Raw genomic sequence first — 14438 nt, 5'->3', positions numbered from 1 at the left:
CCGGGAGCAGCCATCCCGGTCGGGTCCTTCTGGTGCACCCACTGAGCACCAGGCTCTCCGGGGTCCCGGTCCCACCACGGGACCGGGACCCCCCCTTTTTTGCCTCCCGCACGGGCTGGAATACCACCGACAGCACTGTCGTTGTACGACTCGACGGCGTTCGATCCCAATGCCCCGGGTACCAACCATCAGCCGCTACGAGCGGCCACCTGCCGAGAGGCGCACTGGCGAACACCGTCACCCAACACCGAAGCAGGGCCACGCACCACATGCGCGGCCCTGCTTTCGTTCGAACCACACGCCGTCCAGTCGTTCGAGTGAATGACTGTTGCCGGAACCACCACGCCACCCCGTGCGTCCAACCAGACATGGACGACGACGAGCGCGCAGCCATCCGCGCGGACGGCCACGACCCCGACCACCCTGCCGTCTCCGATGCCCTCGACCAGGTCAAACACACCCTGCGCCTGTGCAGGCACCTGGCCTGGACCTTCACCAAGGATGACCTCGACGGCGTCTCCGTTCCCCGCCGAACGAGCTGACCAGCACGTTCGACAGTCGAACATCTGTTCGACTATCCTGGCGGTAGCTCCCACCGGCACGGCGAAAGGTCGATCCACATGGCCACCGTCGACGCAATCCCCGACCTCACCGGCCTCGACAAAGCCACCCAACTCGACGTCCTACGTCGCCGCATGGCCACCGTCCCCGGCGGCCGGCGCGACCACGCACCCGCCGACCTCCCCACCATCACCGCACCCGAACCAGCGGCACCCACCACAGGCGATACGAACCTCGCGGGCGAGGCCGACGACTCGGAACCGCTCAGCGCCGCTGTACGCGGCAAAACCCTCCGCACCATGCCCGTACCCCCACCACTCGCCGCGCTACTCCCACGCCGATCCCTGACCCGCGGAACCGCCATCACCGTCACCGGCGCCGGATCCATGCTCATCGCCCTCGTCGCCGAAGTATCCGCCGCCGGCCACCACGTCGCCCTCATCGGCCAACCCCGCCTGAGCCTGCTCGCCGTCCACGAACACGGCGGCGACCTCGCGAAAGTCCACCTCGTCGATCCAGGGGCAGGGGACCCGCTCGACGCCGCCAGCATTTGTCTCGACGGGTTGGATCTGGTCGTCAGCACCGTGCACGGGCGGGACGTACCACCAACGCGCGCAAGGGCTTTGCTCGCCAGGAATCGTCGACATGCCAGCATCCTGGTCCTGACGGATGGACACATGCCCGGTATCGATCTCACGATCGCCTCCACCGTCTGCGGCTACGGCGGCATCGAACAGGGGAGAGGGCGCATCAAGTCGATCACCCTCGAAACCACCGTCCACGGCCGCGGGACGCCGCACCGCACCGGCCGCTACACCCTCACCGCCCCCACCTTCGGCGAGACAGGCCTGCGCTGGACACCCGCACTCGCCGCCGACCTCACCGCCCACCGGCCAGTTGCGGTCGCGCAATGACCACCGACAACGAGGCCGGCATCTTCGATGCCTGGCCCACCACCTTCGAGCCACCCACCCGCCGCATCGTCGACCCACCCAAATCGGTGAACGTCAATATCGCGCTCGCCATCGGACGATCCGGAGGCGGAGGATTCCGCGACACCACACCCTTGAAAGTCCGGGCCGAGGGCTTGGCCATGGACAGCATCGTCGAAGGAACCTTGTACGCCTGGGCGCGGACCGGTACCGGCGATTGGCTTGCGCAAGTGTCGTTTTCGATCCCCACCGGCAACAAGAAAGGCCGACTCAACCTCGATCGGCAATGGTGCCCCGCCGCCGCAATCACACCCATCACATGACCGACACCACCACCGCAGTAGCCATGGGGATGGGCGTCGATCACCGACAATCAACACACACCACCGCAGCAGCACAGGAGAGACCGTGAACATCGGCGACCGCTACCACCTCGCACCCGGCGCACCCGGCATCGTCGTCGTCCGCGACATCCAACCCGAGGGCCTCATCCTCGTCGAAAACGAAACACCAGGACCCGGCGTCTACCCCTACCTCGTCAAACCCGACACCCTCGTACCCGCCACCACCTGACCGCGCTAACCACGACGCCGACGGAGCCGCCGCAGATTCGCAGCATGAAGCCTCGCCGCCCGCTCCTCCGAATCGACCCGCAACGGATACCTACACTGAGAACAGAAGTTGTCCAGCGGCAACGGAATCGGGCTACTACACCGCGGACAATCATCGAAATGCGACCGACTCGTCACGGCCGCCACCTGTGCATCCATAGGCGGTGACCCTGCCACAGGCCACCGACAACCACAGTCCGGCGAACCCGGCAGCAACTCGACCACCGACAACCACGAGCTACCGCGACACCGAGCGTCGTCACCCTCCGTCGCTCCCGCACAATCACCTTCACAGTCGTCCCCCACACCATGCCGCCGTAGAGCACCAGCTCCGGCAGCGTTTCGCGTCTCACCACCAGCGGCCGGCCACGTGACGGGCAGGCCCTGGCGGGCCACACGCACCCCTACGGGCTGCACCGAATCGAACTCCGCTGCGCTCCGCACTCGAAAGAGCGAAAAGAAACAATTTCTTTCGACGTAGGTGGCTTCTCCGAGCATCCATCACCCGTGCCCGCCGGCTCAACCCCTCGCTCCGCTGCGCTACGGCCAAGGCTCCGAACACTTTTCGTCAAGCAGTCGCTGCGCTCCCACGAAAACTGTCCGGCCGAAGGGTTGCCCCGTCGTCCCCGTGCACTGGTTTCTCTCCCCAGCCACCACGGCGAAAGAAATTGGCAGGGCGAAGGTCCGGCCACCAGTCGAGAGGGAAGAGGCCCGTCATGCACGAGGACCACAACGCAGCAAGCGACGACAACACCCGGCTCTACGCGGGCAGGCTCTGCGACTGCCGCGACTACAACTGCCCCGCAGGTGCCGTCCCCGACCTCCCGTGCATCAACGAAGACACACGCGGCGCTCCCGACAACTCGCCATGCGAAGACCACGACTGCCCCACCTGCTACGAGCACACCATCGACTGGTTCGACGTGGCCGTACCCGGCCCGCCGTCCATCACCGAACGAATCCGCCGCTTCCTACGCAACCTCACCCGCACACGCTGAGACCCAGCAGCAACCAACCACAGGGAAAGACCGTCATGCGAGCACAACACCCCACCGCCGCCGACGAAATTGACATCATCGTCCACCGCCAGGGCAAGCCGAAGATGCGCCGCACCGTCAAACGCGCCAGCGCACGACGCGACCGCCGCACCGCCCGCCGCGAACTACGCCACTGAAAACCCCACCACCCCAAGCCAACCCGCACACACTCCCGAAAGGCATCACCATGACCCAACACCGCATGTCCCTCACCACCGCCGCCGACACCCTCGCCGCCATCCCCGCCCTGCTCGGTTTCACCCCCGACAACTCCGTCGTCATCATCGCCCTGACCGACGATGGCAACGGCTCGCACCTGGTCGCGCCCACCGCCCGCGTCGACGCCCACCAGGCAGAAGCCGCCGCAGGCATCATCACCGACGCGCTCACCCGGCAGGACACCCCCGTCACCGCCGTCATCCTCGCCGCCATCGCAGACACCACCCACGCAGGCGCAGCCCTGATCGGACTCGACGCCATCCGCGACGCGCTCGCCGCCGCTGGAATCCGCACCATCCGCGCCCTGCACGCCTACAGCCTCACCGCAGGAACGACCTTCACCGACCTCGACCGCTTCACCGACGGCACCATCCCCGACCCCGCCACCACCGAGCTGGCGACCGCCCGCACCGCAGACGGAGCTGTCATCGCCGCATCACGCGCCGACCTCGAGGCCCGATACGCCCCCACCACCGAGATTCCCGAATCCCTCGCCCTCGCCGCCGCCGCCACGATGGGTGCCGACTTCCTGCCCGTCACGTTCGACGAGCTCGCCGCCGTCATCCACGCCCGCGAGATCCCCAGCGCCGACCTCACCGCCCGTGTCGGCCTGGTACTGGCCACTGGGCACCTCGAAGTCCGAGACGCGTTCCTGGCCATGGTCGTCCACGGAGACGCCGACGCCGCCGACGCGTTCACCCGCATCGCGGCCCCGCTACGTGGCACCGCCCGCGCGAACGCTCTCACCATCGCCGCCTACTTCCTGTACTGCACCGGCGACGGCGTAGCAGCTCACGCAGCACTGCAGGCCGCCGAGCGCACCGCCGAACGAGCCAACGTGCCGTTGCCGAGCCTGACGGGAATTCTCCTGCGTGTCCTCAACGCCGGAATGCCGCCGGAAGAGGTCAGGGGGATCGGCGCGGTCATCACCCCCGACTACGTCGCCGCTCACATCGGCGCAGTGCAGAGCTACACCTGACGATCGCCGCCGAGCGTGGCCACCGGTTCGAGGTGGTCACGCCCGGCAATCCAGGTCGCGGGCACGGGGCCGGTGCATCGGGCATCGAGCCCTCACACCGACAAACGCGCACCACCCGCAGCAACGACAGAAGAGCAGGCGGGTGCGGTGAGGTCAGGCGTGGCAGAGAAAGAGCGGAACAGCGCTCAGAGGGACGTCGGATCGGCCGGCCACACCATATCGACCTCGGCGGCGGCGGGACGGGTGTCCTCGACCCGAACACCGGCCACGATCGCATCGAGCGCCAGCTCCGACGGCGGCGCTTCAGCGTTCACCACAGCTTTGGACAAGGCATGTTCGATCCGCGAGCGCTCCATACCCCAGCACCCTACCGACCAGCACGAACACAGCCACCGCTACGAGTGCAGCGACACCGAGAGAGGGAGGTTCTTTTCGGTCCGTCTGACTGCGCAACGAGAATGCATCACCCGTCGTCTCCCGGATCAACCCCTTCACTCCGCTCACGCTCCGGCCCACAGGGCCCAGCACGACTGTTCGCCGCACTCGCTGCGCTCCCCGGCGAACACTCGCACCGGCCAGACATTGACCATCGACGCCGTGCGCCGCCGTCTCTTCTCCGCGCCACCCGGAAGCGAAAAGAACGGAATAAAGGCAGCCCGATACACGTATCCACACCCGTTTTCGAGGGGTCTGTCGGGCATCGCAATGGGTAAGTACAAAACACCGAAATACGTTATAGCGCAACATAAATGACTGTATTTACACCTGGTGCAAAAGCTATTTATGACGTAGAATAGAAGCCAACAGAACAATTCCGAGAAGGAGGCAGCCATGTCGATCACCGTGTACACGAAACCGAATTGCGACCAATGCGATGCAACGAAACGACGGCTCGACAAGCACGGTCTCCAATACCGAATCGTCGACATCACCGAAGACGACACCGCCCGCCACTTCGTCACCTCCGAGCTCGGCTACCTCCAAGCGCCCGTCGTGGTCGTCGATCGAAGCGACGGTGACCGCGAAGACTGGTCCGGTTTCCGAATCGGCCGACTCGACGCACTCGCAGCCTGACACCCCCACCGACACAGGAGAACCGCCATGCACCTCGTCCCCGCCTACATCCCCGACGCCGACTACATCGACCGCCAGATCGATGCCGAACTCGCAGCAGAGCGCGACACCGAACAGAACGACACCCCGTACGGCGACGCCGAGCAAGTCGCATCGTGACCACCCCCGAAGGCGTGGCCGCCAGCAATCCCGCACCCGTTCACGACGACTTCTGACCCGACACCGACACGAACGCGAGGCCCGACGATGAACGCACTACGCGCAGTCCCCACACCCGGCGACGACCCGGCAGCGCAGGCACGCGCGGACCTCGCACCCGTAGAGGACCTCGCACCCGTCGAGGACCTCGACACAGCGGTCGAACCCGGCTACGACCCGGCCACCGACCCCGAAGCAATGCTCCTGTGCGCCCTGATGGACGTCCGTAACCAGGGCGACGCCAACGGTGCGGACGTCGAGCGGATCACCAGCACGCTCACCGCGGCGGACTTCGAGGATCCCGCGCACGCACGCATGTACGGCCACATCGTCGACCTCATCGCCGCCGGCCAACCCCACGACTTCGCCTCCGTCACCGGTGCACTCATCCGATCCGGAGCCGACGGAGCCAAAGACGCACCGCTACGCAAACGCCTCATGGGCATCGTCACCGCCGGCGCGCACTCCGTCGCCGCCGTGCACTACGCCGACAACGTCCTGTCCCAGTCCTACCGCCGCAGCTTCCACATCGCCGGCCAACGACTGACCCAGGCCGCCGAAGAAGCACCCGAAGCCGACCTGTTCGACTACATGGTCGAACTCGGCACCCGGCAGCGTGCAGCATTCAACCGGCTCAACAGCTTTCGGCAACCACCGACCTCCTGACCGAACCCACAGAGATACCGGTCTGCGGGGAGGCGACGCCGAGGGCACTACGGTGCTGTGCGGGCCACAATCGAAAGACGAGGACAGTGACAGAGACAGGTGAGCACGCCGAACGTCCGCCACAGGGCGCGCCGGACCGCACGAACGCACCCACGACCGGTGCCGCTGTCGATGCGGGTCTGCCCGTCCACGTCCGCGAGCAGATCGCAGCTGTCGTCGACGCGTCCGGCGACCTCGAGCGCGTCCCGACCGGTAGCGGCGCACTGACGGTGCAGGTGTGCTCGGCATCGGAAACCTCGTACGACGCCGCGACATGGAGCACCCTGGGCACCTACCGCGCTGCGGACGCGGCAACCTTGGCCGAACGGCTGCTCGACGCTCTCGGAGACAGTGCGAACATCGGCACCGACCTGGGGGTCCTCATCGTCACCCACACCCACACCGACACCCTGGAGGCACCGGCCATGACCGCACCCACCGCCGACGGAACCCGCGCGCCGGCCGCCCCGCTACTCACCCTCGACCTCGCGAAAGCCGACGTGCTCGACGACGACTTCGAGTGGCCCGAACCCGGTACCCCGCAAGCACTGTGGACGCCGCACTGGCTGCTGCAGGCCGCGATCAACTCCGGGGCCGTCACCTACGACCGGGCACTGTGGGGCGAGCTCGCACTGTCGGCCGAGTTCACCGCCCCGAACCGGCACGAGCTCCAATTCGTGATCACCTACGAGATCGACGGCGCACCGAACATCGTCGACGGCGACACCACCGACTACCCGAGCAACTTCAACGAACTCTCCGACGAGGACCAGAACGCCGTTCCCTCCACACTGGTCCCGAACCCGGAGACCGCAGCGTCGTGGCTGACATACCTCGTCGACGCCTTCAACGCCGTGCACGCGAGCACCGACAAGCTCGTCCGCGGCTGGCCCCAGCACTAGTTCCCCGCCGAACAGCAGAAAGCCCCGACCATCATGCGTGGTCGGGGCTTTCGGCTGTCTCGCGGACCGATGCAGGTGGCGTAAGTCAGTCCTGGCGGATGGTGCGCAACAGCTGAGCGAGCGCGAGCGCGGTGATCGGATCGTCGAGTGTGGGCGCGGCCGCGACGACCAACGCGAGGTCGCCCGAGTCCTGCACCGCATCGAGCAGGTTCAACGATGCGTCGACGGCAAAGTTCGGGCCCGAGATGTCGTTGATGATCGCCAGCAGCTCGGCGAACCGCGACCCGGTCTCCACCGGAACGGCGGCGTGCAGAATCTCGAACGCCGCCACCGCTTCCGGTGAGCGCAGTTCGGCGAGAATCGCGAGTTCGATGCTGTCGAGGTCGGACAGGGCGGGAGAGTCGGGTGTGCTCATGGTGTGGGTCCTTCGGTCGGTATGTCACCGGTGGCCGGCGAGGTGGGAGGGACGAGAAACAGACGGGCCACCGCGGCTTCGGCGATCCCGAGATGGCCCGCGACGGTGTCTATGGGGTGGGTGGCCACCAACCCGGTGATCAGATCGCGATGGATCAGGGCAGCGAGGCGGTGCTGATGGGACAGGTAGGCGAGCAGTTCGGCGGTGAGCAGTGCCGCACCGGTAGGTCCGCCGTAATCGTGCGCCCAGTCCTCGCCGTCGCGTTCGGGGGCGTACAGCAGCGAGTCCGGCGCGCAGAGAACCTTGTCGAGGATCTCCGCAGTGATCCCGCACGCCTGCAGGCGCTCGATCACACCGGGGATCTCGGCGGTGGTGCGGTGCCCGACCAGGCTGAGGTGCCACTGGATATCGATCACGCCACTGCGCCCGATTCGTCGTCGAACGACCGGCGGGTATGGCTTTCCAGTACGTGCAGCTCGGCGGTGAGGCCGACAGCGCATTCGGCGTCGGCCACCGGATCGAGGGCCGCGATGTTCGCCCGCAGTTGCGTGATCCGGGTGTAGCGGGCGACAGCGGCGGCATCGGCGTCGTAGACCTCCACCGGGTGTTCGACGACGAGCCTGCGTTGCCCGGGCACCGTTTTCACGGTCGCCTCGCTGTGGCCACCGCTGCGCATCGTGATCTCACGGGCGAGAGCGCCGGCGAAGATGTGCGCCGAGTGAGCGGGGAAGTCGCCGGCCACCGTGGTCGAGTCCGGCAACGGATCGGGACGAGTCGAGCGCACGGTGACGTCGATCAGGTCGGCCGGGTCGACGCCGGGAAGCGGCTCGATCGGTGTGGCGGTCCAGACCTTGATCGAGGTGGTGACGTAGCCCGGTGGCGGCAGTTCCGCCGACCGGACACCCGCTGCGTAGGCCGACATCGACGCCAGAGCGCACGCTATCTCACCAGGTGTGCCGATGAAGCAGAGCGAGTCGTCGACGGACGGGGTGAAGGTCGCGGCGACGGTATCGACCTGTCGGAGGTCCGCGACGGTTTCTGCTTGGCTCACCGCGAACCGGGCGGCAGTCGAGGGGGAGTGGAAGTGGCCGCGGGTGTGTACGAACCCGGGGTCGCCGTGTTGGTCGAGGGTAGATATCTCGACTTCGATCAGCGTACGAGTCGAGGGCGCGGCTGAGGGGGACTCTGCGGCCGGCTGGAGTGAGTGGGGATCGGTGGTGTCCATGAAGGTCTGCCTTCGAGAGGTCCGGGCAAGGAAGCGGTTATGCGAGGGCGACGAGCGCGGGTGCAGCGAGTCCGCACACCGCAGCGGCCGCAGACAGGGCGGTGGTGGTTCGATCCATCGGCTCGCAGCTATCGGCGAGAGCCAGGCGTAGCCCGGCTGCTCCTGCTGCGATGACACCGACGAACACCAGAACCCAGGTAGAGCCGACCAGGTACGTCATCGGTCAGCTCGCGTTCGGGTAGCTCTCGGACGAGTTCTGCTCGGCGTCCGTGCCGCCCGAGTCGGGAGCGTCGTTCTCGTTCTTCGCCGGAGTCGATGACGGTTGGAGTCGCGGCGGCCGCGGCGACGTCTTGGCGGGCGTAGTGCTGTTGGACTTCTTGCCGCCCGCGGCGGAGGTGGGCACTTTGAGTCCGGCCTTGCGGAGTTCGGCGGCGGACCAGCCACCGTCTATCGCAGCTTTGATGGCGGCGAGTTCGGTGGCTGCAGCGGCACGTTCGGTGGCCTGTGCTTCGGCGACCTTCGTCGCGGCGGTGGTGCGTTCGTTCTGTGCTGCGACGATGGCGTCGATGAGACCGAGTCGGGCGTCGAGGGCGGCCTGGGCGGCGGCGCGAACGGTGGTGGGATCGAGAGCAGTGCTGGACATGTGCGGACCTTTCGGAGACGGCGTGCAGCGCACACGCAAATCGATGCGTGGCGCTGTTCTGAACGCGGTCTCGGGCGGCCCGCACGGCTGCCCGATATCCACCAGTAACGCTATCGGATCGGTACGACAGATGCATGTCAGGTGGGCCGATTCGGTTGGGCTTCTTCGTCTGACGGCTAGGGAGGTGCGGTCATGATCGGATGATCGGAGTGAGTGGTTGGTCGATGCCGGGCAGGTCCCAGGGTGTTGGCGGGTTCACAAAAAGATCAGGGCGGTCGTTGGTCGTGAGGATGAGGCGGAAGTATCTGGTTGCTCCGGGGGCAAGCTCGACTTTTACGTCCTCGGCTACTCCGTTATCGAGCGCTGTCAACGCTGGGGTGGGGTCTATGAAGTACGCCTGGGGGTCGGCGATGAAGACGCGTCCGATGTCGAGGGTCTTTCGTCCAATGCTTATGCCGTAGGTGCTGCCCTCAAAGCGGAGTGACTGGTGCTCGCCGCTCAGGGCTGCGCGCAGTTCGGGGGTGTCGTCGCCGTTGAGAGTGAGAGTGATCCTGCTGAGGTCTGGACTTTCCACAGCGTGACCTTCGATCAGCAGGCGAGCAACTCGAAGGTCGATTCGCTCCTTGGTCGTGACGTTGACCGGGAGGTTGAAGAATTTGTTGCAGTGCCGCTGTACGACCGCCAGATCTTCGGCGATTGACTTGATCAGATCGAGTTCTGGATCGGATGCAGTGTCCGGTTGGTTGTGCGTCATCGACATCAAGAAGTCGTCCTCGAAGTACACCTTGAGAACGCCGCCGGGAGCTCGCAACAGTTGACTAATCTCGATCACGGCGATCGCGTCCTGAGGGCTGATCTGTCGCAGGTGAAACCGGCTGGTGACGTCGATCGGGTCGGATGTGTTTGTCAGGGAGTGCAGGACGCGCACGGTGTGGTGGCTGTTGAAGAATTCGACTTCGAGAGCGCCGCCGACTCCACCGCTCCCGATATGGGTGACGGTGCCCTCGTATTGACCACGGCTGTTGCCGGCCGAGTCCTCGAACTCGAATTGAACGGTTGCACCTATGTGTGGATGTGCACTGTTGGGATTGATCTGGACTGTCACATTGGTTTGTGTGCCGGCGATGAATTCCGGTCCATCGATCTTCAAACTGTGCACGACATCAGCCGGGATAAGGACGGGGTCGGACGAACCGAAGTCGAACGTGTTGCTGAGTGCCTTGGCCAGCGCAGAGTGTTCGGGTCCGAGTCTGGTGGTGACGGTAAATTTGATCGGGCTCTTCGTGTGTGATTCCGCGGTTTTCGGTGTCAGCTCGTAGCTGAACTCGTTGCCGTCGCGGCGGAAGTTCAACCCCCAATATGGGTCCATGGTGCTGTCCGCCAGCTCTCCCAAAGCCAGTGTGCGATCGGCGAGGTCGTCGATTCCGTTGAACAGCGAGTCGGTCTCCCGTCCGTAAAGTTCGGCGTTGGCTCGCATCTGGTCGCGACTCAAGTAGTTGTAGACCTCGGGCATGTTGATCATCAGGTTGTTGAGCTCGATGCGATCGAAGACAACTACGCGTGGTCCGCCCGGTTCCTGGAGGTCGGTCACGAAGCCTCGTTCGCCGGGCGTCAGTTTGACCGGTACAACCAGAAACCACTCGTCGGGTTGGAGCGCAGCGGCCCTCATGTACGAATTTCTGATCTGACGTTGGCGGGTTGTCTTCCGATCGCCCGAGAAGCCATCGGAGAAGTATTTGAGCTGATAGATAGCTAGCGTGCTACCGCGCCGAACCTCGATGTCGATTCCCTCGTCTCCGCCACGCCCGTCGGGGACGGTGACGGTAGCCAAGCCGTCCCACTGCTTCCGGATAAGTGCCTCGACGATGTAGTCGAACTTGTCCCGGCCCAACTGTGGCCAATCAACCTCCATCGCGACCTCTCTCTGATTTCACACGAGTTCGGATTCGGCATTCGCGTGCGGAGGACACGGCCGCCGCGAGCCTGCGAATCTGCGTGCCTTGATCGCATGTCGCTCGGGGCGATGTTCTCATCGGCAATACATACCAGACGGTTCCGACGCCAGAGCGTTCCCGACGGATCGTTGCCCCCGCTGGGGATCGGACGTGGTCCTCATGTGGATGTCCGAGAGTTCCCAGGCCGCTCCGCTCGATCTCAGGCACCCACAATCGGGTCCGAATCCACAACCGGGGACAACCGCCGGCCGCGCACCTGTGGCGCGCCGAATCGGGACTCGCGGCGCTCGTCCTGAGCGTCTTTCCTGGCGACCCACTCCGCAGGCTCCGCGAGCCACCAGCGTGCCCCAGGCGGAGCAAGCTATGACTTAGGTGCCCTAAGTGTGGATTTCCTGACGGAAATCTGACACGCTGAACGCGTGGTCCCCGGGGTCTGGGGTCGCTGCGCTGGGCCGATGTGAGGTGCGGACGGGAGGAGCGGGTGATGGCAGAACGCAAAGCTGGGTGGCTCCGCACCCGTCAGTCGAACGTCGTCGGCGGGCGGGAGTACCGGCACGTGGTGAAGCTGACCGCCGAGCAGGAGATGGCGGTTCAGGCGGCTGCCCGCGTGCAGGGGGTGACGGTGGCTCGGCTGTTGATCGATTCCGCTCTCAAAGCTCCGCGTTCGACGGTCTCGCGTGAGGATCTGGCCGAGTTGTTCGCCGCGACCAAGCTCATCGCAGCTCTCGGGCGGAACCTGAACCAGCTCGCGAAAGTGGCGAACGCGACGGGTGAGGTGCCACCGGAAACGACGGCGGCGATTGCGGCGGTGCGGCAGGTCTTCGATCGGGTGAACCGGTTGCCGCGCGATCTGGTGGGACGTTGATACCGAACATCACTCGGGGCGCGAAGATGACCGGGCTGGTGGTGTATCTAGCCGGTCCGGGTAAGTCGAACGAGCACGAGAATCCACACGTCGTCGCCGGACACGAGAGCATAGTGTTTGCCGCCCCGGCGGGGGAGCTGTCGCACGAGGACGCCATCGCGTTGGCGGGTGAACTGGACACTGCGCGTGTGGTGTTCGGTACCGAGGTGTCGGTGACGAGTCGACGCAAGATGAACGCTGCCATCGACGACGGAGTCCCGCGATCTGTGGCGTTGGCGGACGCGACATCGGATCAGAACGTGTGGCACTGCTCCCTCTCGCTCAACCCCGAGGAGGGCGAGCTGTCGGACGAGAAGTGGGCGACGATCGCCGCCGACTTCATGAAGGAAATGGACTTCGACGACGCGGACTCACCGCGCGTACCGGCACGCTGGGTAGCGATCCGCCACGGCAAGACCACAGCCGGCGGCGACCACATCCATATCGCGGCATCGGCGGTCCGCGAGGACGGAACGAAGGTCAACACCTTCAACGACTTCAAGCGTGCCCAGACGGCGTGCAACGTCCTCGAACGGCGACACGATCTGGTGGTGCTGGCCTCACGGGAAGCCGAGCGCGGCACGCGGGGAATCAAGCCAGCCGAAGCTGCACGAGCGCGGCGGGCCGGTGCCCCGGAAACTGCACGCGAGTCGATGGAGCGGACGGTGCGGGCCTGCGCGACAGCGTCGAAGACCGAAGCCGAGTTCGTCCGCCGACTACGCGAACACAAGCTTCTGGTGCGCCCCCGCTACGACAAGGGTTCGGCCGGCGAGGTGGTCGGCTACTCCGTGGCCACGACACCGACACCCACCGACCGAGCGAACGGCATCAAACCTGTTTGGTACGGCGGCGGACGCCTGTCGAAAGACCTCACCCTGCCGCGGTTGCGTGACGAATGGGACCAGAGCGAGGACGCCCGGACAGCGGCTGCAGCCGAGTGGAAGGCAACGCGTCGCGGGACAGCGGTCACCGTTACAGACGGACGCGAACGCGCGCCGATCGACCCGAAGCTGGTCGCCCGTGCCGCCGCCGACATCGGCAAATGGAACACCTACCTCGCATCGATCCCGGCGACCGACACCGCGCAATGGGCACGCGCCGCCGGCCGCACCTCCGGTGTGTTCGCGGCATGGTCGGCTCGGGTCGAGACCACGCCCGGCCCCTTGGCAGCGGCGGCACGAACACTGGCCGACTCGGCGCAGATCTCGGCGCACCAACGAGCACCGGTACCGAAGAAGACAATCTCCGCCGGCGGGGCCGCGCTGATCATGCTGCAGCTCGCCACCGACGACCCGACAGCGGCGTACATGCTGCTACTGCAACAGCTGTCCAAGACCGTCGAAGCGATCGCCAGCGCCCACCGGGCGGCGGGTGATCTGACCCGCGCACGCGCCGTCGAGACTATGTCCGCGGTGCAACTGCACTCTGTCCATGCGCGGTTGCGTGAGACCCAACCTGCAGGCAAGTCGGTGGCGTCGATCGAGCGTCCCCGGACGCTGTCCGCGCGTGAACAACGCATGGCCTATGCCGCCGAGATCGACGCCCGGACCGACATCTCCGAGGAGATCAAACAGGTACTCAAAGCACAGCATGCCGACACAGTCGGGCTCGACGAAACTGGCGGGCGGGCACAGCAGGCCGAGTCCACGCGGGCATCAGCGAATCGACCGCGTCGTTTGGATCGCGACAAGGACGTGGAACGTGGAGGCAGTGAGATGGAGCGATGAGCGACCCGCGCCCCGAATCAAGGACTGTGCGTGTCCGCTGGGTAGTGGTTGTCGGAATCGGTGCAGCTGGTGCCGGTGCTCTTGTCGGCCGCTGTCTTCCACCCTTCGTCCTGGACAGTCCGTTCTGGCGTGAATTCTGGACTGGTCCACCAGCTGCAGGGTTGTTTGCAGTCTTGGGTGCGTTCGTCGCTTTCGGCGCGGCCTGGGTCACTTCCAACACTGCGAGACAAGCAGCCAGACGCGATGAGTGGTGGGACAGAGCCGAGTGGGCATTGAACCTCGCCATGTCAGACAAAGGCTCCGACCGAGACGTAGGGCTTGCGGCGATCGAGATCGTCATACAGGAGGCGA

20 protein-coding genes are annotated in these 14438 nt (G+C 65.7%); 13 read left to right on the top strand and 7 right to left on the bottom strand.

The annotated features are described in order from the left end of the window. Positions 1–368: 368 nt before the first annotated feature. The 7 genes from J2X62_RS24630 to J2X62_RS24600 all read left to right on the top strand — a co-directional run bounded on the left by J2X62_RS24630 (position 369) and on the right by J2X62_RS24600 (position 4339). Positions 369–542, top strand: coding sequence for a hypothetical protein (locus tag J2X62_RS24630; protein WP_310184099.1), 174 nt, complete (start codon positions 369–371; stop codon positions 540–542). A 78-nt stretch (positions 543–620) separates the two neighbouring features. Beyond that, the gene (locus tag J2X62_RS24625) at positions 621–1475 is read left to right on the top strand and encodes a hypothetical protein (protein ID WP_310184098.1); all 855 of its coding nucleotides are present in this window, start codon (positions 621–623) and stop codon (positions 1473–1475) included. Continuing rightward, complete coding sequence (locus tag J2X62_RS24620) at positions 1472–1816, top strand: hypothetical protein (RefSeq protein WP_310184097.1); 345 nt, start codon at positions 1472–1474, stop codon at positions 1814–1816. The genes J2X62_RS24625 and J2X62_RS24620 overlap by 4 nt, the downstream gene beginning before the upstream one ends. A gap of 85 nt (positions 1817–1901) precedes the next feature. Then, positions 1902–2066: a hypothetical protein gene (locus J2X62_RS24615; RefSeq protein WP_155289017.1), complete on the top strand. Its 165-nt coding sequence runs from the start codon at positions 1902–1904 to the stop codon at positions 2064–2066. Positions 2067–2820: 754 nt separating this feature from the next. After that, on the top strand, positions 2821–3102 hold the full coding sequence (locus J2X62_RS24610) for a hypothetical protein (RefSeq protein ID WP_310184095.1): 282 nt from the start codon (positions 2821–2823) through the stop codon (positions 3100–3102). A gap of 35 nt (positions 3103–3137) precedes the next feature. Then, positions 3138–3278, top strand: a complete 141-nt coding sequence (locus J2X62_RS24605; protein ID WP_310184093.1) for a hypothetical protein — start codon at positions 3138–3140, stop codon at positions 3276–3278. 50 nt (positions 3279–3328) lie between these two features. After that, positions 3329–4339 (top strand): DUF4192 domain-containing protein, encoded by a 1011-nt coding sequence (locus J2X62_RS24600; protein ID WP_310184092.1) that lies wholly within the window; start codon positions 3329–3331, stop codon positions 4337–4339. Between the two features lie 185 nt (positions 4340–4524). On the opposite strand, the gene J2X62_RS24595 is transcribed toward J2X62_RS24600, so the two are convergent. Beyond that, complete coding sequence (locus J2X62_RS24595) at positions 4525–4695, bottom strand: hypothetical protein (RefSeq protein WP_310184090.1); 171 nt, start codon at positions 4693–4695, stop codon at positions 4525–4527. Positions 4696–5170: 475 nt separating this feature from the next. Between J2X62_RS24595 and J2X62_RS24590 the strand changes: the two genes are divergently transcribed. The 4 genes from J2X62_RS24590 (at position 5171) to J2X62_RS24575 (ending at position 7218) form a co-directional block, all read left to right on the top strand. Beyond that, entirely contained in the window at positions 5171–5413 is a 243-nt protein-coding gene (locus tag J2X62_RS24590) for a glutaredoxin domain-containing protein (RefSeq protein ID WP_008719967.1), read from the top strand. Between the two features lie 27 nt (positions 5414–5440). Next, complete coding sequence (locus tag J2X62_RS24585; protein WP_254924082.1) at positions 5441–5572, top strand: hypothetical protein; 132 nt, start codon at positions 5441–5443, stop codon at positions 5570–5572. An 87-nt stretch (positions 5573–5659) separates the two neighbouring features. Next, entirely contained in the window at positions 5660–6277 is a 618-nt protein-coding gene (locus J2X62_RS24580) for a DnaB-like helicase N-terminal domain-containing protein (RefSeq protein WP_310184087.1), read from the top strand. Between the two features lie 86 nt (positions 6278–6363). Then, positions 6364–7218 (top strand): hypothetical protein, encoded by an 855-nt coding sequence (locus J2X62_RS24575; protein ID WP_310184084.1) that lies wholly within the window; start codon positions 6364–6366, stop codon positions 7216–7218. A gap of 85 nt (positions 7219–7303) precedes the next feature. Here J2X62_RS24575 and J2X62_RS24570 read toward each other — a convergent pair whose 3' ends face one another. The 6 genes from J2X62_RS24570 to J2X62_RS24545 form a co-directional block, all read right to left on the bottom strand. Then, a complete protein-coding gene (locus tag J2X62_RS24570; RefSeq protein WP_310184082.1) occupies positions 7304–7633 on the bottom strand; it encodes a hypothetical protein in 330 nt (109 codons plus the stop codon). Continuing rightward, a complete protein-coding gene (locus J2X62_RS24565) occupies positions 7630–8049 on the bottom strand; it encodes a hypothetical protein (protein ID WP_310184080.1) in 420 nt (139 codons plus the stop codon). The genes J2X62_RS24570 and J2X62_RS24565 overlap by 4 nt, the downstream gene beginning before the upstream one ends. Next, positions 8046–8858: a methyltransferase gene (locus tag J2X62_RS24560; RefSeq protein WP_310184078.1), complete on the bottom strand. Its 813-nt coding sequence runs from the start codon at positions 8856–8858 to the stop codon at positions 8046–8048. The genes J2X62_RS24565 and J2X62_RS24560 overlap by 4 nt, the downstream gene beginning before the upstream one ends. A 37-nt stretch (positions 8859–8895) precedes the next feature. Beyond that, positions 8896–9078 carry a hypothetical protein gene (locus J2X62_RS24555; RefSeq protein ID WP_042940224.1) on the bottom strand — a complete coding sequence of 61 codons (183 nt, stop codon included), beginning with the start codon at positions 9076–9078 and terminating at the stop codon, positions 8896–8898. A gap of 3 nt (positions 9079–9081) precedes the next feature. Then, entirely contained in the window at positions 9082–9501 is a 420-nt protein-coding gene (locus J2X62_RS24550) for a hypothetical protein (protein WP_310184074.1), read from the bottom strand. Positions 9502–9691: 190 nt separating this feature from the next. Next, positions 9692–11413: a hypothetical protein gene (locus tag J2X62_RS24545; RefSeq protein ID WP_310184072.1), complete on the bottom strand. Its 1722-nt coding sequence runs from the start codon at positions 11411–11413 to the stop codon at positions 9692–9694. A 527-nt stretch (positions 11414–11940) separates the two neighbouring features. On the opposite strand from J2X62_RS24545, the gene J2X62_RS24540 reads away from it, so the two are divergent. Further along, the gene (locus J2X62_RS24540) at positions 11941–12321 is read left to right on the top strand and encodes a plasmid mobilization protein (protein WP_032364224.1); all 381 of its coding nucleotides are present in this window, start codon (positions 11941–11943) and stop codon (positions 12319–12321) included. Positions 12322–12347: 26 nt separating this feature from the next. After that, entirely contained in the window at positions 12348–14087 is a 1740-nt protein-coding gene (locus J2X62_RS24535; protein WP_310184069.1) for a relaxase/mobilization nuclease domain-containing protein, read from the top strand. The last annotated feature ends 351 nt before the right edge of the window (positions 14088–14438 follow it).

Source organism: Rhodococcus sp. 3258 (assembly GCF_031456475.1).
GTDB classification, from domain to species: Bacteria; Actinomycetota; Actinomycetes; order Mycobacteriales; family Mycobacteriaceae; genus Rhodococcoides; species Rhodococcoides fascians.
Note: the sequence above shows the minus strand (reverse complement) of the source record. Positions and strands in the feature narration are given on the sequence as shown.

Bases quoted from the DNA above. Each gene is read 5' to 3' on its own strand.
- J2X62_RS24630 (WP_310184099.1), top strand. From the start codon at position 369: ATGGACGACGACGAGCGCGCAGCCATCCGCGCGGACGGCCACGACCCC.
- J2X62_RS24625 (WP_310184098.1), top strand. From the start codon at position 621: ATGGCCACCGTCGACGCAATCCCCGACCTCACCGGCCTCGACAAAGCC.
- J2X62_RS24620 (WP_310184097.1), top strand. From the start codon at position 1,472: ATGACCACCGACAACGAGGCCGGCATCTTCGATGCCTGGCCCACCACC.
- J2X62_RS24610 (WP_310184095.1), top strand. From the start codon at position 2,821: ATGCACGAGGACCACAACGCAGCAAGCGACGACAACACCCGGCTCTAC.
- J2X62_RS24605 (WP_310184093.1), top strand. From the start codon at position 3,138: ATGCGAGCACAACACCCCACCGCCGCCGACGAAATTGACATCATCGTC.
- J2X62_RS24600 (WP_310184092.1), top strand. From the start codon at position 3,329: ATGACCCAACACCGCATGTCCCTCACCACCGCCGCCGACACCCTCGCC.
- J2X62_RS24595 (WP_310184090.1), bottom strand. From the start codon at position 4,695: ATGGAGCGCTCGCGGATCGAACATGCCTTGTCCAAAGCTGTGGTGAAC.
- J2X62_RS24590 (WP_008719967.1), top strand. From the start codon at position 5,171: ATGTCGATCACCGTGTACACGAAACCGAATTGCGACCAATGCGATGCA.
- J2X62_RS24585 (WP_254924082.1), top strand. From the start codon at position 5,441: ATGCACCTCGTCCCCGCCTACATCCCCGACGCCGACTACATCGACCGC.
- J2X62_RS24580 (WP_310184087.1), top strand. From the start codon at position 5,660: ATGAACGCACTACGCGCAGTCCCCACACCCGGCGACGACCCGGCAGCG.
- J2X62_RS24570 (WP_310184082.1), bottom strand. From the start codon at position 7,633: ATGAGCACACCCGACTCTCCCGCCCTGTCCGACCTCGACAGCATCGAA.
- J2X62_RS24560 (WP_310184078.1), bottom strand. From the start codon at position 8,858: ATGGACACCACCGATCCCCACTCACTCCAGCCGGCCGCAGAGTCCCCC.
- J2X62_RS24555 (WP_042940224.1), bottom strand. From the start codon at position 9,078: ATGACGTACCTGGTCGGCTCTACCTGGGTTCTGGTGTTCGTCGGTGTC.
- J2X62_RS24550 (WP_310184074.1), bottom strand. From the start codon at position 9,501: ATGTCCAGCACTGCTCTCGATCCCACCACCGTTCGCGCCGCCGCCCAG.
- J2X62_RS24545 (WP_310184072.1), bottom strand. From the start codon at position 11,413: ATGGAGGTTGATTGGCCACAGTTGGGCCGGGACAAGTTCGACTACATC.
- J2X62_RS24540 (WP_032364224.1), top strand. From the start codon at position 11,941: ATGGCAGAACGCAAAGCTGGGTGGCTCCGCACCCGTCAGTCGAACGTC.
- J2X62_RS24535 (WP_310184069.1), top strand. From the start codon at position 12,348: ATGACCGGGCTGGTGGTGTATCTAGCCGGTCCGGGTAAGTCGAACGAG.